The sequence below is a fragment of the Bradyrhizobium sp. WYCCWR 13022 genome, assembly GCF_030435535.1.
Classification (GTDB): domain Bacteria; phylum Pseudomonadota; class Alphaproteobacteria; order Rhizobiales; family Xanthobacteraceae; genus Bradyrhizobium.
Genome location: NZ_JAUIZJ010000002.1, coordinates 929453 through 948490, shown reverse-complemented (window position 1 = coordinate 948490; position 19038 = coordinate 929453). Strand labels below are relative to the sequence as shown.

23 protein-coding genes are annotated in these 19038 nt (G+C 63.3%); 18 read left to right on the top strand and 5 right to left on the bottom strand.

The window, feature by feature from the left end:
- Positions 1 to 68: 68 nt before the first annotated feature.
- The 6 genes from QY049_RS05730 (at position 69) to QY049_RS05705 (ending at position 3877) form a co-directional block, all read left to right on the top strand.
- Positions 69 to 1253, top strand: coding sequence for a serine hydrolase (locus tag QY049_RS05730; RefSeq protein ID WP_258762009.1), 1185 nt, complete (start codon positions 69 to 71; stop codon positions 1251 to 1253).
- A gap of 95 nt (positions 1254 to 1348) precedes the next feature.
- Complete coding sequence (locus tag QY049_RS05725) at positions 1349 to 1558, top strand: DUF2892 domain-containing protein (RefSeq protein ID WP_194476337.1); 210 nt, start codon at positions 1349 to 1351, stop codon at positions 1556 to 1558.
- Entirely contained in the window at positions 1555 to 2076 is a 522-nt protein-coding gene (locus tag QY049_RS05720) for an RNA polymerase sigma factor (protein WP_258762008.1), read from the top strand. The genes QY049_RS05725 and QY049_RS05720 overlap by 4 nt, the downstream gene beginning before the upstream one ends.
- A gap of 98 nt (positions 2077 to 2174) precedes the next feature.
- On the top strand, positions 2175 to 2840 hold the full coding sequence (locus QY049_RS05715) for a DUF429 domain-containing protein (protein ID WP_258762007.1): 666 nt from the start codon (positions 2175 to 2177) through the stop codon (positions 2838 to 2840).
- Between the two features lie 111 nt (positions 2841 to 2951).
- Complete coding sequence (locus QY049_RS05710) at positions 2952 to 3095, top strand: hypothetical protein (protein ID WP_194476334.1); 144 nt, start codon at positions 2952 to 2954, stop codon at positions 3093 to 3095.
- A gap of 77 nt (positions 3096 to 3172) precedes the next feature.
- Positions 3173 to 3877, top strand: a complete 705-nt coding sequence (locus tag QY049_RS05705; protein WP_194476333.1) for a glutathione S-transferase family protein — start codon at positions 3173 to 3175, stop codon at positions 3875 to 3877.
- Between the two features lie 2 nt (positions 3878 to 3879).
- On the opposite strand, the gene QY049_RS05700 is transcribed toward QY049_RS05705, so the two are convergent.
- From QY049_RS05700 to QY049_RS05690, 3 genes are all read right to left on the bottom strand, one after another.
- Entirely contained in the window at positions 3880 to 4662 is a 783-nt protein-coding gene (locus QY049_RS05700) for a sulfite exporter TauE/SafE family protein (protein ID WP_258762006.1), read from the bottom strand.
- Positions 4663 to 4665: 3 nt separating this feature from the next.
- Positions 4666 to 5298, bottom strand: coding sequence for a TetR/AcrR family transcriptional regulator (locus QY049_RS05695; RefSeq protein WP_258762005.1), 633 nt, complete (start codon positions 5296 to 5298; stop codon positions 4666 to 4668).
- Between the two features lie 199 nt (positions 5299 to 5497).
- Positions 5498 to 5869 (bottom strand): tRNA-binding protein, encoded by a 372-nt coding sequence (locus tag QY049_RS05690; protein WP_258762004.1) that lies wholly within the window; start codon positions 5867 to 5869, stop codon positions 5498 to 5500.
- Positions 5870 to 5976: 107 nt separating this feature from the next.
- Between QY049_RS05690 and QY049_RS05685 the strand changes: the two genes are divergently transcribed.
- Positions 5977 to 6342, top strand: coding sequence for an ArsC family reductase (locus QY049_RS05685; protein ID WP_301269188.1), 366 nt, complete (start codon positions 5977 to 5979; stop codon positions 6340 to 6342).
- Here the strand turns inward: QY049_RS05685 and QY049_RS05680 are convergent.
- Positions 6339 to 6989 (bottom strand): hypothetical protein, encoded by a 651-nt coding sequence (locus QY049_RS05680; RefSeq protein ID WP_258762002.1) that lies wholly within the window; start codon positions 6987 to 6989, stop codon positions 6339 to 6341. The two genes, QY049_RS05685 and QY049_RS05680, sit on opposite strands and share 4 nt — an antisense overlap.
- A 338-nt stretch (positions 6990 to 7327) precedes the next feature.
- On the opposite strand from QY049_RS05680, the gene QY049_RS05675 reads away from it, so the two are divergent.
- The 7 genes from QY049_RS05675 to QY049_RS05645 all read left to right on the top strand — a co-directional run bounded on the left by QY049_RS05675 (position 7328) and on the right by QY049_RS05645 (position 13829).
- Positions 7328 to 8083, top strand: coding sequence for an ABC transporter ATP-binding protein (locus QY049_RS05675; RefSeq protein WP_063983735.1), 756 nt, complete (start codon positions 7328 to 7330; stop codon positions 8081 to 8083).
- On the top strand, positions 8076 to 8822 hold the full coding sequence (locus QY049_RS05670; protein ID WP_194476327.1) for an ABC transporter ATP-binding protein: 747 nt from the start codon (positions 8076 to 8078) through the stop codon (positions 8820 to 8822). Before QY049_RS05675 ends, QY049_RS05670 begins: the two co-directional genes overlap by 8 nt.
- Before the next feature lie 60 nt (positions 8823 to 8882).
- A complete protein-coding gene (locus QY049_RS05665; protein WP_258762001.1) occupies positions 8883 to 10103 on the top strand; it encodes an ABC transporter substrate-binding protein in 1221 nt (406 codons plus the stop codon).
- A 71-nt stretch (positions 10104 to 10174) separates the two neighbouring features.
- A complete protein-coding gene (locus QY049_RS05660) occupies positions 10175 to 11038 on the top strand; it encodes a branched-chain amino acid ABC transporter permease (RefSeq protein ID WP_194476325.1) in 864 nt (287 codons plus the stop codon).
- 1 nt (position 11039) lies between these two features.
- The gene (locus tag QY049_RS05655; RefSeq protein ID WP_194476324.1) at positions 11040 to 12008 is read left to right on the top strand and encodes a branched-chain amino acid ABC transporter permease; all 969 of its coding nucleotides are present in this window, start codon (positions 11040 to 11042) and stop codon (positions 12006 to 12008) included.
- A gap of 156 nt (positions 12009 to 12164) precedes the next feature.
- The gene (locus QY049_RS05650) at positions 12165 to 12809 is read left to right on the top strand and encodes a DUF47 domain-containing protein (RefSeq protein WP_194476323.1); all 645 of its coding nucleotides are present in this window, start codon (positions 12165 to 12167) and stop codon (positions 12807 to 12809) included.
- A 15-nt stretch (positions 12810 to 12824) separates the two neighbouring features.
- Positions 12825 to 13829: an inorganic phosphate transporter gene (locus QY049_RS05645; protein WP_194476322.1), complete on the top strand. Its 1005-nt coding sequence runs from the start codon at positions 12825 to 12827 to the stop codon at positions 13827 to 13829.
- On the opposite strand, the gene sugE is transcribed toward QY049_RS05645, so the two are convergent.
- Positions 13822 to 14136 carry a quaternary ammonium compound efflux SMR transporter SugE gene (gene sugE, locus QY049_RS05640; RefSeq protein WP_258762000.1) on the bottom strand — a complete coding sequence of 105 codons (315 nt, stop codon included), beginning with the start codon at positions 14134 to 14136 and terminating at the stop codon, positions 13822 to 13824. The two genes, QY049_RS05645 and sugE, sit on opposite strands and share 8 nt — an antisense overlap.
- A gap of 174 nt (positions 14137 to 14310) precedes the next feature.
- Between sugE and QY049_RS05635 the strand changes: the two genes are divergently transcribed.
- From QY049_RS05635 to QY049_RS05620, 4 genes are all read left to right on the top strand, one after another.
- Entirely contained in the window at positions 14311 to 15933 is a 1623-nt protein-coding gene (locus tag QY049_RS05635; RefSeq protein ID WP_301269187.1) for a peptide chain release factor 3, read from the top strand.
- 103 nt (positions 15934 to 16036) lie between these two features.
- Positions 16037 to 16615, top strand: coding sequence for a hypothetical protein (locus QY049_RS05630; RefSeq protein ID WP_194476319.1), 579 nt, complete (start codon positions 16037 to 16039; stop codon positions 16613 to 16615).
- A gap of 70 nt (positions 16616 to 16685) precedes the next feature.
- Positions 16686 to 17270 carry an NnrU family protein gene (locus tag QY049_RS05625; RefSeq protein WP_301269186.1) on the top strand — a complete coding sequence of 195 codons (585 nt, stop codon included), beginning with the start codon at positions 16686 to 16688 and terminating at the stop codon, positions 17268 to 17270.
- Between the two features lie 74 nt (positions 17271 to 17344).
- Positions 17345 to 18940: a class I adenylate-forming enzyme family protein gene (locus QY049_RS05620; RefSeq protein WP_301269185.1), complete on the top strand. Its 1596-nt coding sequence runs from the start codon at positions 17345 to 17347 to the stop codon at positions 18938 to 18940.
- Positions 18941 to 19038 lie beyond the last annotated feature (98 nt).

The following is a 19038-nucleotide window of genomic DNA, read 5'->3' as shown; positions in this document are numbered from 1 at the left end:
CGAACAGGCTTCCCCGCAGCCGATTCGTTGCTATATCCATCGCAATCATGTCGGGGAGAGACCAGTCCATGGATGCCAGAACGCAAGATTTTTCCGCTGCACGGACGGCGATGCAGCGCTACGTGGACCAGGAGATCATTCCCGGCGTGTCCTGGGCGGTGCTGCGCGGGCGCGAGGTGGTCGATCAGCAATGCGTCGGCTTTGCCGATCGCGAGGCGAAGACGGCGCTGCGGCCCGACCATATTTTTCGCGCGTTCTCCAACACCAAGATCTTCGTGACCTCGGCGATCATGCTGCTGGTCGAGGAGGGCCGCATCGGGCTCGATGATCCGGTCGAGAAATTCCTGCCGCAACTCGGCAATCGGAAGGTGCTGAAGCAGGGTGCGTCGAGCCTCGCCGATGTCGAGCCGGCGAAAAGCCCGATCACGATCCGGCACCTGCTGACCCATACGTCCGGTCTCAGCTACGGCATCTTCGATCCCGGATCGGTGCTGTTCAAGGGCTACAACGACGCGCGCGTGCTCAATCCGCTGACGCCGCTGCCCGACATGATCGACCAGCTCGCAGATCTGCCGCTGTCCTATCATCCCGGCATGTCCTGGGAATATTCGGTGGCGACCGACGTGCTCGGCCGTGTCGTGGAGGTTGTCTCGGGCAAGCCGCTCGATGTCTTCCTCAAGGTGGGCATCTTCGATCCGCTCGGCATGACCGATACCGGCTTCTCCGTGCCTGAGGCGCAGCAGGACAGGCTGGTCGCGCATTACACCGGGACGGATGTGCTCGATCCGATGAAGCCGGGCCTGACGCGCGCTGACAATCTGCCGTATCCGCAGGCCTATCGGCGGCCGTTCCCGCGGCTGTCGGGGGGCGGCGGTCTGGTCTCGACCTTGCCGGATATGCTGGCCTTGGTGAAGGCGCTGGTGCCTGGGCCGGATTCGCTGCTGAAGCCTGAGACCTTGCGGCAGATGATGACCAACCAGCTACCGGCAGGCCAGACCATCCGTTTCGCCAATCTCGGCCCGATACCCGGTAAGGGCTTTGGCCTCGGCGGCGCCGTGACCTTCGCGCCGACGCCGTTCGATCCCCCGCACTCCACCGGCGAATTCCAGTGGGGGGGCCTTGCCGGCACCCATTGGTGGATCTGCCCGCAGGCAAATACTGCAGGCGTCCTGATGGCCCAGCGCCATATGGGCTTCTGGAACCCGTTCTTCTTCGAGTTCACGCGCATTGCCTACCAGGCCGTCGGAGGCTGACCGCGAAAAAAATGCCCAGCCTGGCGAATCCTTTTTGGCCATCGCGCTCTCTCTGTGGTCGAGGCTATCAGCCTCGGCTCATCTCGGAGGATGCGATGGCGTTTTACAGGAAGAATATCGGCGGCATGCACCAGGCGGTGCGGGTTGCAGCAGGGATCGCGGTGGCGGTCGTGGCATTGGTCTATCTCGCTGGTCCGGCGGCATGGTTGGTCGCGCTTGGCGGCGCCGGCTTCGCGCTGACCGGTCTCGTCGGCTATTGTCCGATGTGCGCGATGGCCGGCATCGGCAGGGGAGGCGTGTCGTGAACGCGGCTGCGATCTCGCTGGACCAGTTCGAGGCAGCGCGGCTCGGCGATATCGAGGCGATCGCCGGCCTGCTCGAAACGGCGCAGCCGGACATCCGCCGCTACGCACGAGCCACCTGCCGGAGTTCGGCGGATGCCGAGGATGCCGCGCAGGAAGCGCTGTGGATCCTGTTCCGTCATGTCGGCACGATCCGCTCGCTGCTTGCAATGTCCGCTTGGCTGTTCAGCGTGGTCCGTCGCGAATGCCTCCGGCTCGCCCGCAAGGCGGGCCTTGCGCCGTCGATCGACGAAACTGAAGCGGAGGCTGCGCTGCTGTCGCGTCCCGAGGCCGATTTGCGGCTAGACGTCGCCGCAGCCTTCGAGGCGCTGCCGCCGCATTACCGCGATGTCGCGCTGATGCGCGACGTCGAGGAGATGACGATCGACGAAATTGCCGACGCGCTTGGGGCCACGCGGCAGACCGTGAAAGCGCGCCTGCATCGCGCCCGCGCCTTGTTGCGCGAGTATCTGACGAGGTGAGTCACGAGCTGTTATCAAGCTCAGACGATCTGAAGTCGATTCCCCGCGGCATGGGGGTGAGAGATGAGCGAGCGTTCATTGGAGGCACGGCGGGACGTGTGAAGAATTATCTCGGTCTCGACGGATTTCGTTTCGGCTGGGTCGCCGCGTGGATCGATGATCGCGGCCAGCATGGATTCGACTATTCGCCGGGTCTGACGCGCCTGCTCGCGATGCCGCATGCGCGCGCGATGATCGACATGCCGATCGGGTTGAAGCCGAGCGGCTATCGGATCTGCGACTTGCGTGCGCGCGAGATGGTGGGCCCCGCGGTATTCCTCGGCGCCCGCCGCGACCTCTGGACGTTTCCCGACATGACCGCGGCCAACAGCCACTACTGGGAGCAGGAAGGCAAGGGCAGGGGCGTGTCGGCGCAGCTCTGGAACATCAGGGACAAGATCAAAGACGTCGACCAGATCATGACGCCGGAACAGCAGGCAACAATCGGCGAGGCGCATCCGGAATTGATCTTCTGGAATCTCGCGGGACAAGTCCGGCTTGCCAGGAAGACGTCGGCGGAAGGCCGGGAGCAGCGCATTGCACTACTGACACAACGTGGCTTCACGCACCTGCCGAAATGGCTGACGCGGCGCCACGGCACCGGCATCGACCGCGACGATCTCATTGATGCCTGCGCCTGTGCGGTGGCGGCGCGGGACAGCACGCAGCGTGTCGGTGGAGACGAAATCGATCCGCGCGGACTGCGGATGGAAATCAACTATTGAGGGCGGCGGGTCTCGCGTCCAGGAAAAACAGGCAAATTATTTGAGCCATGCAGGAACTGACAATGGCCGGCGCGCGTTCCCCGTGCGAACCGAATTGAGAGAGTTCGTGCGATGAATGATGCCAGCCAGTTCGCGACAGCGATGCTCGCGCTCGTTTTCACCGGAGCATTGCTCGTCACGGGGCAACTCTTCATCGAGCAGCGCGCCCAGAGCGAAGCGCTCTACGCGCTGAACCATCTGCTGCGTCCATTGTAGTCGAAATGGTCCGGCCTTGCGCCGTGCGATGGCTCGCCTAGATTATGCGGCATCTCACGAACGAAGCCGGAGTCCTGATGTCTGATTTGTCCGCCTTTGCGATCACCAAGCGTTGGCCCGCCAAACATCCCGAATTGCTTCAGCTCTATTCGCTGCCGACGCCGAACGGCGTGAAGGTCTCGATCATGCTGGAGGAGATCGGGTTGCCCTATGAGGTCCATCTCGTCGATTTCGGCAAGGACGATCAGAAGACGGCGGAGTTCCTCTCGCTCAATCCCAACGGCAAGATCCCGGCGATCCTCGATCCCAACGGTCCCGGCGGCAAGCCGCTGCCGCTGTTCGAATCCGGTGCGATCCTGCAATATCTCGCGGAGAAGACCGGCAAGCTGCTGCCCCAGGATGCCGCGCGGCGCTACCAGACCATCCAGTGGGTGCATTTCCAGATGGGCGGAATCGGGCCGATGTTCGGCCAGGTCGGCTTCTTCCACAAATTCGCCGGCAAGGATTTCGAGGACAAGCGTCCGCTCGAGCGTTACGTCGGCGAATCCAAGCGTCTGCTCGGCGTGATGGAGGCGCATCTTGCGGGCCGCCAATGGTTCATGGATGACGACTACACCATCGCCGACATCTCGATGCTCGGCTGGGTGCGCAATCTCATCGGCTTTTATGGAGCCGGCGATCTCGTCGCATTCAGCCAGTTCAAGTCGGTCGGCGCCTGGCTCGAACGCGGGCTTGCGCGTCCGGCCGTGCAGCGTGGGCTCAACATTCCGAAGCGTCCTTGAAGCTAGCCCAGCGCTTTGTAGCTCATGTAGATCGCCATCAAGGCGACCAGCCCAATCATGGTTCGGCGCAGTACGGCTTTGCTGACGCCGTTGGCCGCGCGGGCGCCGAGATCGGTGCCGACCCAGAGGCCGGCGACGATGCCGAGGATGGCCGGCCAGCCGACCATCAATCCCTTGCTCCAATAGATCCAGGCCGCCGGGATGTTGGTGGGAATGACCAAGAAAACGAGGCTGACGAGCTGCGCCTGATGCTGTGGCACGCGCAAGCCGGCAGCGAGGCCGACCGTGATTGCGAGCCCGCCGCCAATGCCCATGAAGCCCGAGGAGAAGCCGGCGAGTACGCCGATGAGGAGCAGGGGGAACCAGGGCCGGCGGTCCTGATCGCCGCCGCCGCTGCCGCTGTCCTTGCGGTCGCGACGCAGGACCAGCAGGGCGATCAGCGCGACGAGATAGACGACGTAGGTCCATTGCAGCACCGCGTCGGTCACCGCGGCCGCGGCATAGCCGCCGCCGGCGCCACCGATCAGAAATCCGAGGCCGATCCAGAGGATCCAGAGCAGTGGGCTGCGGTTGCCATGCTCCCAGTAGCGGCGCACGCCGGCGAGGCCGGTCGGCGGGATCTGCGTGATCAGCGAGGTGCCCTGTGCGACATGTTGCTCGGCGCCGAGCAGCAGCACGCTGAAGATGACGAGGCCGCCGCCGGGGCTCGTCCCCATGAAGCCCGAGGTCAGTCCGCCGACGAGACCGACGCCGGCGCCGGCGAGGAGGTCGTGGATCCCCGACATCGCTTATGTCCTCGTCCGTCGTTTGACGTCGGGTTTGGCCGTACGAAAGCCGTCGATCACAGTGGTGACAGTCGCCATGCAGGCAGCGACGTCAAAATCCTCGCCCCAGCATTTTTGCAGCACGAAGCCCTGGAAGATCGCGATCAGCACGCGCGCGATCGCATCGGCGCCGATGTCGCGCTTGATCAGGCCGTCGTGCTGGCCGCGCTCGACCAGCGCGACGATCAGCGCGCGCGGCATGTCGATGCCCTCGACGACGCTGGTGCGGACGCGGCGGTTGCGCAGCGCCTCGGACCAGCCATGGATGCCGACCCGGCGCCGCGCTTCGCCGGCGGGATCGGTGAGCCATTGCGTGTAGACGCGGACCAGCGCGTGCAGTCCCCCGATGGGATCGCCGGATCCCTGCGCCACCGAGTTGAGCACGGACTCGCGGCGATGCCGGTCATCGGCGAGGGCCTCGATCAGATCGTCCTTGCTCTGAAAATAGAGATAGACCGCGCCGTGGCTCAGGCCCGACCGCTTGACGATGTCGGCCATGCCGGTCTGGTGAAATCCGTCGCCGGAAAAGCAGGCGAGCGCGGCTTCGAGGATCTGCTGACGCCGGTCTTCACGCTTCTTGTCGCTGATTTTGGGCATCCGTCCCGTCTATAAATAGCTGACAGATCGATCGTTTTAGAGGGAAAGCCGGAAACGGCACGATCAAAGCCGTGATTATATAAAAACGATCAGTCAGTCATTTTTATTGGCAGAACGGATGCGGGTCAAGTCCCGAGTGCCCTGGCTCGACGGACAAAGGGGATCGGGTGATGGGAGATCCGCTCGCGAGGACGCTAGTCTAGAACAGCCGCCCGCCGTTCGGCACCGGCTTGCTGGGCTGCATCAGCACGACCTTGCCGTCGGCATCGGGGAAGCCGAGCGTCAGCACCTCGGAGACGACAGGCCCGATCTGGCGCGGCGGGAAATTGACGACCGCGGCGACCTGCTGTCCGACCAGCGTCTCGAGCGGATGGTTCTCGGTGATCTGCGCCGAACTCTTGCGCACGCCGATGGCCGGGCCGAAGTCGATCCACAGCCGCCACGCCGGCTTGCGCGCCTCGGGAAACGGCTTGGCATCGACGATGGTGCCGACGCGGATATCGACCGCAAGGAACGCGTTGAAGTCGATGGTCGGTGAGGCGGCAGCGGTAGGATCGTGGGTGACGTGCATGGTGTGTCCGTCCGGAAGAAGTCGAAAGCGTCGTTCGCAATATTGTCGCGTGATCGGGAGTTTCGTACAACGCCACGGCACGTCACGACGCATGCGCGAGGACCGTCTTGCCCAACATCATCTACGGCATCAAGAACTGCGACACCATGAAGAAGGCGCGAGCCTGGCTCGATACCCATGGCGTGGCCTACGAGTTCCACGACTACAAGGCCGCTGGCGTGGAGAAGGACAAGCTCAAGCAATGGAGCGACAAGCTCGGCTGGGACATGCTGCTCAATCGCGCCGGCACCACCTTCAAGAAGCTGCCCGATGCCGACAAGGAAGGCCTGACCGAAAAGAAGGCGCTGGCGCTGATGCTAGCGCAACCATCGATGATCAAGCGGCCGGTGCTCGAAATCGGCGGCAAGCTCCTGGTCGGCTTCAAGCCCGATATCTACGACAAGGAAGTCGGTGCGAAAGCGCGCAAGAGCTAGTTCAGCTCGATGATCTCGGCGGTCACGTCAGGCCCACCGGCCTGATCGGCGGATTCGACGATTCCGGCGGCTACGATGCGGCCGGGTGTGCTGTGAAACAGGTCGCGATCGATCACCGTGCGCAGTTTCGGCCGCGGCAGCGCGTCATTTCCGCGCAGCAGATTCTTGATCTCGAAGCCACCATCCTCGCAGAAGGTCTTGAGCGAGGCGATGACGTGGCTGACCCTGTCGTCGGTCAGGAAAGGCAGCAGCAGCCGTTCATAGGCGACGACGCGGCCATAGATGTCGTCGACGTCCGCAACGCTGTAGACCGGAAGCCCGCGCGCCACGCATTCATGATAGATCGGCATCACGAAGGGCGCGAGCCGGGGCCCGACATAATCCTCCAGCAGGATTCCCTTGCCCGTATGGCCGTAGGCGCGCGAGATGCGGGTGCCCTCGCTCTGAATGGTCAGGCTCGGCGTCGGCCCCGAATTGTCCACCGTGTAGTAGATGAGATCGGACAATTCTTCCTCGAGTCGGGCGGGCTGGTACTCCCAGATCGCCGGTGCAAGCTGCTGGCGCGCATAAAGTCGCAGCCACGTGTTCAGGAGGTCACGCTGCCTGATCGACTTGACGACAGAAGGAGCGGCGCTTGCGAAATCCAAAACATTATTCCCGGCAAATGAACCCGCGCATGATGGTCGCGGCGGGAAAATTTTTGATGAAGGCTGGTGCGCGGGACCAAAGACCGTTAACGACGACTTGATGACCGGCGTCTTGCGAACCGGGAAGCCGGCAGGCGACATCAGCAAAACCTCCAACTAAGGGAGCATAAGACTCCCGGCCGGAGGCCTGACCTGCTCAGCTTTCCGCCTTGCCTAACCCCCGTCACCTCCGGCATATTCCGCGCCCGGAGGCTGCGTCCGGGACGGGCTCCAGGGCCTCCGGAAAGCCGAATTAACAAGGACAGCCACGCGCAGGATGCGGGCAGGGGGAAATCTGTTTGGCCGATGAGTTCATTCTCGAAACGGAAGGCTTGACCAAGGAGTTCGCGGGCTTCTTCGCCGTCCGCGACGTTGCGCTCAAGGTTCGCCGTGGGAGTATTCACGCGTTGATCGGCCCGAACGGCGCCGGCAAGACGACGTGCTTCAATCTTCTGACCAAGTTCCTCAAACCGTCTGCCGGAAAAATCCTGTACAAGGGACAGGACATCACCGCGATGGCGCCCGCCGATGTCGCGCGCCTGGGACTGGTGCGTTCATTCCAGATCTCGGCGGTGTTTCCGCATCTCACTGCGCTGGAGAACGTTCGTGTCGCCCTCCAGCGCCAGCACGGCAGCTCGTTCGATTTCTGGCGCTCCAAGTCCGTGCTCAACCGCTTCAACGACCGTGCGCGCGAACTGTTGAACGACGTCGGCCTCAGCGAGTTTGCGAATACGCCGGCGGTCGAGATGGCCTATGGGCGCAAGCGTGCGCTCGAGATCGCGACCACGCTCGCACTCGATCCGGAAATGATGCTTCTGGACGAGCCGATGGCCGGCATGGGCCACGAGGATATCGACAAGATCGCGGCGCTGATCAAGCGGATCTCCGCGAAATACACCATCCTGATGGTCGAGCATAATTTGAGCGTCGTCGCCAATCTCTCCGATATCATCACCGTGCTGACGCGCGGGCAGGTGCTCGCGCAGGGCCATTACAGCGAACTCACCAAGGACGAGCGCGTGAAGGAAGCCTATCTGGGAGCCGGTCATGCCTGAGACTGCAATGGCCGAGGCGCCGGTGAAGGCCGCAACCGGCGGCAACATCCTCCAGGTCCGCAACCTCGAGGCCTGGTACGGCGAGTCCCACATCCTGCACGGGATCAATTTCGACGTGAATGCGGGCGAGGTCGTCACGCTGCTCGGGCGTAACGGCGCCGGCAAGACGACCACGCTGAAGTCGATCATGGGCATCATCGGCAAGCGCGCCGGCTCGATCAAATTCAACGATCAGGAGATCATCCGCGCGACCTCCGACAAGATCGCCCGCATGGGCATCGCGTTCTGCCCTGAGGAACGGGGAATTTTCTCGAGCCTCGACGTGAAGGAGAATTTGCTGCTGCCGCCGGTGGTTCGTGCAGGCGGATTGCCGCTCGAGCAGATTTTCGATCTGTTTCCGAACCTGAAAGAGCGGCTGAGCAGCCAGGGCACCAAGCTCTCCGGCGGCGAGCAGCAGATGCTCGCGATCGCGCGCATCCTGCGCACGGGCGCGAGCTTCCTGATGCTGGACGAGCCGACCGAAGGTCTTGCGCCCGTCATCATCCAGCAGATCGGCCACACCATTGCGCGGCTCAAGAAGGAAGGGTTCACGATTCTGCTGGTCGAGCAGAACTTCCGCTTCGCATCCACCGTCGCCGACCGTTATTATGTCGTCGAGCACGGCAAGATCATTGACGGATTTTCCAATGCGGAGCTTGCCGCCAACATGGACAAGCTCCACACCTATCTCGGCGTCTAGCCTGGCCCGGAGCGGGACGGCTTGCAGAAAAGACGAAGAGAGATTTGACGAGGAAGTAGTATGAACAAGTCGATTGCATCGTTGTTGCTCGGCACGGCGTTGGCCGCGACCGCCGCCGGCGTCGCCTTCGCACAGGACAAGACGGTCAAGATCGGTGCGCTGTCCGATCAGTCCGGCCTCTATGCGGACCTCGGTGGACCCGGTTCGACGCTCGCAGCCCAGATGGCCGTCGAGGACTCCGGCCTCGCCGCAAAAGGGTGGAAGATCGACATCATCTCTGGCGACCACCAGAACAAGCCCGACATCGGCACCGCGATCGCGCGGCAATGGTTCGACGTCGACAAGGTCGACGCCATCGTCGACGTGCCGAACTCCGGCGTGGCGCTCGCCGTCAACAACGTCGTCAAGGAAAAGAACGGCGTCTACATCAACTCGGGTGCGGCGACCTCCGACCTCACCAACGCGCAGTGCTCGCCAAACACCGTGCACTGGACCTACGATACCTACATGCTGGCCCACACCACGGGCCAGGCGCTGGTGAAGGCCGGCGGCGACACGTGGTTCTTCCTCACTGCCGACTATGCCTTCGGTGCGGCGCTCGAGCGCGACACCACGGCCGTCATCAACGCCAATGGCGGCAAGGTCGTCGGCGGCGTCAAGCATCCGCTCAACACGCCGGATTTCTCGTCGTTCCTGCTTCAGGCGCAGGCTTCCAAGGCCAAGATCATCGGCCTCGCCAATGCCGGCGGCGACACCACCAATACGATCAAGCAGGCGGCCGAGTTCGGCATCGTCAAGGGCGGCCAGAAGCTCGCCGCGCTGCTGCTGTTCCTCACCGACGTCAAGGCGATCGGGCTCGAGACCGCGCAGGGCCTGAACTTCACCGAGACGTTCTACTGGGACATGAACGACAAGACCCGTGCGTTCTCCAAGCGCTTCTCGGAAAAGATGAAGAACAGCGCCCCGCCGACCATGGTGCAGGCGGGCGTCTACGCAGGTGTGCGCCACTATCTCAAGGCGCTGGAAGCGCTCGGCGGCAATCCGCATGACGGCGTCAAGGTCGTCGACAAGATGAAATCGATGCCCACGGAAGACGATCTGTTCGGCAAGGGCGAGATCCAGCCGAACGGCCGCACCATCCACAACGCCTATCTGTTCGAGGTGAAGAAGCCCTCCGAGTCCAAGGGACCGTGGGACTTCTACAAGCTCGTCGGCACGGTGCCCGGCGATCAGGCGTTCACGCCGCTCTCCGAGAGCAAGTGCGCGCTGCTTAAGAAGTAGGACCAACAGCCTGCCGGCCTCGAGCCGGCGGGCAAACTTTGGGAACGCCGAAGGGACTGGGTGCTGGATCGATGCAGGCTCTCTACGCACAGCTACTTGTGGGACTGATCAACGGCTCGTTTTACGCGCTGCTCAGTCTCGGGCTCGCCGTCATCTTCGGCATGCTCAACATCATCAATTTCGCCCATGGCGCGCTCTACATGATGGGCGCCTTCATGGCGTATTTCCTGCTGAACCTCGGCGGCATCAACTACTGGTGGGCGCTGCTGCTGGCGCCGATCATCGTCGGCATCTTCGGCATGATCCTGGAACGGACCATGCTGCAGTGGCTGACCGGCCTCGATCATCTCTACGGCCTGCTGCTCACCTTCGGCATCGCACTGATCGTGCAGGGCGTGTTCCAGAACTATTTCGGCTCCTCCGGCCTGCCTTACGCCATTCCGGATCAGCTCAGGGGCGGCATGAATCTCGGCTTCATGTTCCTGCCGATCTATCGCGGCTGGGTCGTGATCTTCTCGCTGGTCGTGTGTCTGGCGACCTGGTACCTGATTGAGAAGACGCGGCTGGGCGCCTACCTGCGCGCCGCCACTGAAAACCCGACGCTGGTGCGCGCCTTCGGCATCAACGTGCCCCGCATGATCACGCTGACCTATGGTCTCGGTGTCGGTCTTGCCGCGCTGGCCGGCGTGCTCTCGGCGCCGATCAATCAGGTCCGGCCGCTGATGGGCGCCGACCTCATCATCGTCGTGTTCGCGGTGGTGGTGATCGGCGGCATGGGATCGATCATGGGCTCCATCATCACCGGCTTCGCGCTCGGTGTGATCGAAGGCCTGACCAAATATTTCTACCCCGAGGCCTCCAACACCGTCGTGTTCGTGCTGATGGTGCTGGTGCTCTTGGTGAAGCCAACGGGATTGACGGGAAGGGCGGCCTGACATGACAGCCTTGACGGACGACACGCTGCCGGTAACCCCGCGCGCGATGCGCGACGAGATGATCGCGTTTGTGGTGATGGCGCTGCTGCTGGCGTCGGTGCCTTTCACGGGAGTCTATCCGTTCTTCGTGATGCAGGCGCTGTGCTTTGCGCTGCTTGCGTGCGCCTTCAATCTCCTGATCGGCTATGGTGGCCTGTTGTCGTTCGGTCACGCCATGTTCATGGGCACTGCCGGTTATTGCAGCGCGCATGCACTGAAGGTCTGGGCGCTCCCGCCCGAACTCGGCGTCCTCGTCGGCATCGCGGCGGCGTTCGTGCTGTCCCTCATCACCGGCTACATCTCGATCCGCCGCCAGGGCATCTACTTCTCGATGATTACGCTGGCGCTGTCACAGCTGCTGTACTTCATCTACCTCCAGGCACCGTTCACGCATGGCGAGGACGGCATCCAGGGCATTCCGCAGGGGCACATGTTCGGCGTGCTCGACCTGTCCAATGCGACCGTGCTCTATTACGTCGTGCTGGCCGGATTCCTCGCGGGCTTCCTGCTGATCTACCGCATCATCAATTCGCCGTTCGGTGAAGTGCTGAAGTCGATCCGCGAGAACGAGCCGCGCGCCATCTCGCTCGGCTACCGGACTGACCAGTACAAGTTCCTGGCGTTTGTCCTGTCGGGGACGTTGGCGGGCTTTGCCGGCGCGCTGAAAGTGTTCGTGGCGCAGAACGCCTCGCTCACCGACGTGCATTGGTCGATGTCGGGTGAGGTCGTACTGATGACGCTGGTCGGCGGTCTCGGGACCATTTTCGGTCCCGTGATCGGCGCCTTCGTCATCATCGCCATGCAGCAATATCTGGCGGGCTTCGGCCAATGGGTGACGGTGATCCAGGGCTCGATCTTCGTGATCTGCGTGCTCACCTTCCGCCGCGGCGTCATCGGCGAAATCGCCCATTACTTCCGGCGATCGCTCTAAATCATTGATATCACATCAATTTAATTGATGTGCGAATCCGGTGGATGATCCCGCTCCGCGGGCGTGAGATGACACGCACGCAGAGCGAAAATGGTCTATGACGGTTTTGTGACGGTCCGTACGGACCGGGGGATTTCCAACCGGTAGACCATTTCCATGATGCGTTGGTTTCGCGCTTTCCTGCCCAAGGAAGAACGGTTCTTCGACCTGTTCGACCGCCACGCCCAGACCGTGATCCAGGGCGCGATCGCGCTCCAGGGCGTGCTGAACGGCGGCGAGGAGACGCCGGTCTATTGCCAGCGCGTCAGCCAGTTCGAGAACGACGCCGACAACGTCACCCGCGAGGTGCTGACGGCGGTGCGCCGCACTTTCATTACGCCGTTCGACAGGGGCGACATCAAGAACCTCATCACGTCGCTGGATGATGCCATCGACCAGATGCAGCAGACGGCCAAGGCCGTGATGCTGTTCGAGGTGCGCACCTTCGAGCCGCCGATGCGTGAAATCGGCGCGCTCCTGATCGAGTGCGCCAACCTGGTCGGACGCGCACTGCCCTTGATGCAGCAGATCGGCAAGAACGTCGCGATGCTCACCGCGATCACGGAGGAACTGACCAAACTCGAGGGCCGCGTCGACGATCTCCACGACATCGGCCTGAAGGAGTTGTTCCTCAAGCACCGCGACGGCAACGCGATGGATTTCATCGTCGGCGTCGAGATCTACGACCACCTCGAAAAGGTGGCGGATCGCTTCGACGACGTTGCGAACGAGATCAACAGCATCGTCATCGAGCAAGTGTAGGGCAGGGGCCGCGCCGTGGATGCTGCGTTGGGTTTTCCCGTCCTGGTCGGACTGATCGCCGTCGCGCTGCTGTTCGACTTCCTGAACGGCCTGCACGACGCCGCCAATTCGATTGCGACCATCGTCTCGACACGGGTGCTGCGGCCGCAATTTGCGGTGTTCTGGGCCGCATTCTTCAATTTCGTCGCCTTCATGGTGTTCGGGCTTCACGTCGCCCAGACCATCGGCACCGGTATCATCGACCCCGCGATCGTCGACGCCCAGGTGATCTTCGCCGCACTGGTCGGCGCCATCGTCTGGAATCTCGTGACCTGGGGGCTGGGCATTCCGTCCTCCTCCTCGCATGCGCTGATCGGCGGCCTTGTCGGTGGCGGCATGGCCAAGGCCGGAATTTCGGCAGCGGTCTGGAGCGGCCTTACCAAGGCGGTGTTGGCGATCGTGCTGTCGCCGCTGGTCGGTTTCCTGCTCGCGATGATGCTGGTCGCGATCGTGTCCTGGCTCTCGGTGCGTTCGACGCCGTTCGCGGTCGACCGCGCCTTCCGCATCCTGCAATTCGCCTCGGCCTCGCTCTATTCGCTCGGCCATGGCGGCAATGACGCGCAGAAGACGATGGGAATCATCGCCGTGCTGCTCTATTCGCAGGGCCAGCTCGGCAGCGAATTCACGGTGCCGTTCTGGGTGGTCCTGTCCTGCCAGACGGCGATGGCGCTGGGTACGCTGATGGGCGGCTGGCGCATCGTCCGCACTATGGGCCTGCGCATCACCAAATTGACGCCGATGCAGGGTTTTTGCGCCGAGACCGGCGGCGCGGCAACCTTGTTCATGGCGACCTTCCTCGGCGTCCCCGTCTCGACCACCCACACCATCACCGGCGCAATCGTCGGTGTCGGCGCTGCCCGCCGTGTCTCGGCGGTGCGCTGGAACGTGGCGAGCTCGATCGTCTATGCCTGGGTGATCACGATCCCGGCTTCGGCCATCGTCGCCGCGCTGAGCTGGTGGGCGGTGCAGATCTTCAAGTAACCAGCTTCAATCCGGCGATGCCGGCCACGATCAGCCCGATGCTGGCGAGGCGCAACGCGGTGGCGGGCTCGCCGAACAGGTAGATGCCGAGCGTTGCGGTGCCGACTGCCCCGATCCCGGTCCAGACCGCATAGGCGGTTCCGACGGGCAGGGACTTGAGCGCGAGTCCGAGCAGGACCACGCTGCCCGCCATGGCCGCGAGCGTGATCGCGGATGGAACAAGCCTGGTAAATCCCTCGGTATATTTCAGGCCGATCGCCCAGGTGATCTCGAGAAGACCGGCGACGAACAGGATGCTCCAGGCCATGACGACCCTCCCTTCAAGGCAGGGCCGTCCCCGCTAGGCAATAGGCTGATGAGCAGGGAGGTCGTCCTCCCCCAAGGCCAGCATGGCCAAGGCCGATATGGGGCTGGCCGAGAGGCTCCGCAATCACCAAATGAGGCTTGATCCAGCCCATTTTCCCTGCCAAACGCTCCCGCCATGTCCGACATTGCCGCCACCACAGCCGAATCGCCGGCCCGTTCCCCGCTTGCCGCAGAAGTGTCGCGCCGGCGTACCTTTGCGATCATCTCGCACCCGGACGCCGGCAAGACCACGCTGACCGAAAAGCTCCTGTTGTTCGGCGGCGCCATCAATCTCGCCGGCCAGGTCAAGGCCAAGGGTGAGCGGCGCAACACCCGTTCGGACTGGATGAAGATCGAGCGCGAGCGCGGCATCTCGGTCGTGACCTCGGTGATGACGTTCGAGTTCGAAGGCCTTGTCTTCAACCTGCTGGACACGCCGGGCCACGAGGACTTTTCGGAAGACACCTATCGCACCCTGACGGCGGTGGATTCCGCCGTCATGGTGATCGACGCCGCCAAGGGCATCGAGGCGCGGACGCGAAAGCTGTTCGAGGTTTGCCGCCTGCGCGACATCCCGATCATCACGTTCATCAACAAGATGGACCGCGAGAGCCGCGACGTGTTCGAACTGCTCGACGAGATCGAGAAGACGCTGGCGCTCGACACGACGCCGATGACCTGGCCGGTCGGCCGGGGCCGCGACTTCCTCGGTACCTACGACGTCGTCAATGGCGGCGTGCGCCTGCTCGAAGGCGGTGGCGCCAAGACGGGGGCTGCGCAGCAGATCGAGATCGAAGAACTGGCCAAGCTCAGTGCGAACCTTGACGTGTCCGCGGTGAAGGACGAACTCGAGCTCGTCACCGAGGCCTCAAAACCGTTCGAGCTCGAAGCGTTCCGTGAGGGGCATCTGACGCCGGTTTATTTCGGCAGCGCGCTGCGCAATTTCGGCGTCGGCGACCTGCTCGAGGGCCTCGGCAAGTTTGCGCCCGAACCGCGCGCGCAGGACAGCGACCAGCGCAAGGTCGAGGCGACCGATCCGCGCATGAGCGCCTTCGTATTCAAGATCCAGGCCAACATGGATCCGAATCACCGCGACCGCATCGCCTTCGCGCGCCTCTGCTCCGGCAGGCTCAGCCGCGGCATGAAGGCGAAGCTGGTGCGCACCGGCAAGAGCATGCCGCTGTCGAGCCCGCAATTCTTCTTCGCCCAGGACCGCTCGGTCGCGGACGAAGCCTTTGCCGGCGACGTCGTCGGCATTCCCAATCACGGCACGCTGCGCATCGGCGACACGCTGACCGAGGGCGAGGATTTCAACTTCGTCGGCGTGCCGAGTTTCGCCCCTGAAATCGTTCGCCGTGTCCGTCTTACCGACGCGATGAAGGCCAAGAAGCTGAAGGAAGCGCTTCAGCAGATGTCGGAAGAGGGCGTCGTCCAGGTGTTCCGTCCGCGCGACGGCGCGCCGGCATTGGTCGGCGTGGTCGGCGCGCTCCAGCTCGATGTGCTGAAGGCACGGCTCGAAGCGGAATATTCGCTGCCGGTCGAATTCGAGGTGAGCGAGTTCCAGCTCGCGCGCTGGGTTTCATCGGATGATCGGAAGAAGCTCGACACCTTCATCGCCGCCAACACGTCGAGCATCGCCGACGACGTCGATGGCGATCCCGTGTATCTGGCCCGGAATGAATTCTATCTCGGCTACACCAAAGAGCGCGCCGAAGGCATCGAGTTCACCAACGTCAAGGATGTCAAGAAGAAGGGGTAGGGCGGAGTCCGGTCGCTTGAGCGCGGGCATGTGAACGCGCGCGGGCTTGACGCTGTCACGAACGATGCCACGTTTCATCGAGGTGATATCGCGAGCTCAAAGCATGCGGCGCGGCATTCTCCTTCTCACACTGTTGGCGATATCGACCGTTGCCGCCGACGCGCAGCGTCGCCAGATCAATCCGATCCCGTTTGCGCACGAGCCGTGTAGCGTGCTCGACAACAGGCCCTGCACGCCGTCCTATTGCAGTCCGCTCGAGCCCGGTCCCTGCATTCCCGAGATGGACTATCCCTATGGCCAGAACCTCCAGCTCACGATCGAGAGCGTGCCGGCGGAGGCTGATCGGGCCAAGTATCAAAAGCCGGATCACGATCTCGATACGATCGGTGATCTCTTTGCCGAGCTGCGCGCTTGTTGGTCACCGCCATCGGACAATGCGCACGCGGGCATGCAGGTGGCCGTTCGCTTCAGTTTCAATAAAGCCGGCCGCCTGATCGGCCCGCCGCGGCTGACCTTTGCGACTGCGGGCGTCCCCGCCGAAACGCGCACCACCTACCTCAACGCAATCAATTCATCTTTGAACGCCTGTCTCCCGCTGAAATTCACCAGCGGTCTTGGTGGCGCCTTGGCCGGACGGCCAATTGCGATCCGCTATGTCGACAATCGGGAGCCCGGAAAGTAGCCCGTCAGTTGCGAGCGGCGGCCGATCGATGATACCTCAGTGGCGGGGCGCTCGTTAAGGGGAGTATGTCGTGGGTCTGCTGGTCATGATCCTGGGGCTGGTGCTGTTTTTCGCCGCCCATGTTTTCACAACGAAACGTGACGCCCGTGCGCAGGCGATCGCTCGGCTGGGCGAGGGGACCTACAAGATCCTCTATTCGCTGGTTTCGCTCGCGGGTCTGGCGCTGATCGTCTGGGGCTTTGCGCACTATCGTGCGACCGGCTGGATCGACGTCTGGTATCCGCCGAAGGCCATGAAGCACATCACGGTCGCCCTGATGCTGCCTGCCGTCATCCTGGTTGTCGCGTCCTATCTGCGCGGCCGCATCTATGCGACGCTGAAACATCCGATGCTCGCCGGCATCAAGCTGTGGGCGGTTGCGCATCTGCTCGCCAACGGCGATCTCGGCTCCATCATCCTGTTCGGCTCCTTCCTGGGCTGGGGCGTCTATGACCGCATTTCGCTGAAGCATCGCAAGGATGCCGGCGGTCCGCCGATTCCGGTGGGCGGCGTCACGAACGATCTGATCGCGGTCGCGGTCGGCATCGTTGCCTATCTGGCGCTGGCGTTTGCGTTCCATCCTGTCGTGATCGGTGTTCCCGTGATGGGCGGCTAGCCGGATCGGCGAGAGGCATCACCTCTGCGCCCATGCGCGGAAGGCGACAAGAGCAACAACACGAGGGCCACCCGATGAACTGGTCGCAATCTCAGATTCCGCCGATGCGGTGCGAGGCGCGTTTTGGTGATCGGGTGGTGCCGGCCTTCGCAGAACGGCCGGCCAGCGTCTGGGCGATGATTGCCGAGGCGGCCGCGCGGAGCGGTGACAGCGAAGCGCTCGTCTGCGGTAGTGCCAGGCTGAGCTGGCGGCAGGCGGTCGAGCAGGCCGCGCGGATTGCCTCGGGCTTTCGCAAGCTCGGCCTGCAACGCGGCGACCGTGTCGCCATCCTGCTCCGCAACCGCATTGAATTTCCGCTGCTGCTGTTTGCCGCCGCGCATGAGGGGCTGGTCACGGTGCTGCTCAGCACGCGCCAGCAGAAGCCGGAGATCGCCTATGTGCTCGCCGATTGCGGCGCCAGGATATTGATCCACGAGGCTGCGCTCGCCGAACGGCTGCCCGATGCGCAGGATGTCCCCGATGTGACCCATCGCATCGCCATCGACAATGATCAGGCTCTGTCGCGCTTCGCGGTGCTCGCCGACAACGCCCCGGCGCCAACGCCGGTCGAGGTGGGCGAGGAGGACACCGCGATGATCCTCTACACCTCGGGCACGACAGGCAAGCCGAAAGGCGCGATGCTCGCCCATTGCAACATCGTGCATTCCTCGATGGTGTTCGTGTCCTGCCTGCAGTTGACCGCCGCCGATCGTTCGATTGCCGCCGTCCCGCTCGGGCACGTCACGGGCGTCGTCGCCAACATCACGACGATGATCTGCTGCGGTGGTGCGCTGATCATCATGCCGGAGTTCAAGGCGGCCGACTATCTCAAGCTCGCCGCGCGCGAGCGCGTCACCTACACGGTGATGGTGCCGGCGATGTACAATCTCTGCCTGCTCCAGCCCGACTTCGAGAGCTACGATCTCTCGAGCTGGCGCATCGGCGGCTTTGGCGGCGCGCCGATGCCGGTCGCGACCATCGAGAAGCTGAAGGCGACGATTCCGGGCCTGAAGCTCGCGAACTGCTATGGCGCGACGGAGACGACGTCGCCGTCTACCATCATGCCGGGCGAGTTGACGGAGAGTCATATCGACAGTGTCGGCCTGCCATGTCCGGGGGCGCGGATCATCGCGATGGGGGCGGATGGGCGTGAGCTGCCCCCCGGCGAGATCGGCGAGCTCTGGATCGGCAGCGCCTCCGTCATCAAGGGCTATTGGAACAACCCGAAGGCCACGGCGGAGAGTTTTACCGCCGGCTTCTGGCATTCCGGCGATCTCGGCTCGGTCGACGTCGAAGGATTCGTCCGCGTGTTCGACCGGCAGAAGGACATGATCAACCGGGGCGGCCTCAAGATCTATTCGGCCGAGGTCGAATCGGTGCTGGCCGGTCATCCCGCCGTGGTCGAGAGCGCGATCATCGCCAAGCCGTGCCCGGTGCTGGGCGAGCGCGTCCATGCGGTCGTGGTCACGCGCGTGCAGGTCGGCAGCGACGATCTGCGTGCCTGGTGCGCAGAACGCCTCTCCGACTACAAGGTGCCGGAGACCATGACTGTTACCGCCGAGCCGCTGCCGCGCAACGCCAATGGCAAGGTGGTGAAGCGACAGCTGCGGGAGCTGCTGGTCGGGGCCTGAACGGGCCGGGGCGGGTACCGGGATATCCCGGATCATACGTTAACGCCTTGATCGGCCTTGCTTTGCCTTGCCACCGCCATATCGATAGGGTATCGCCG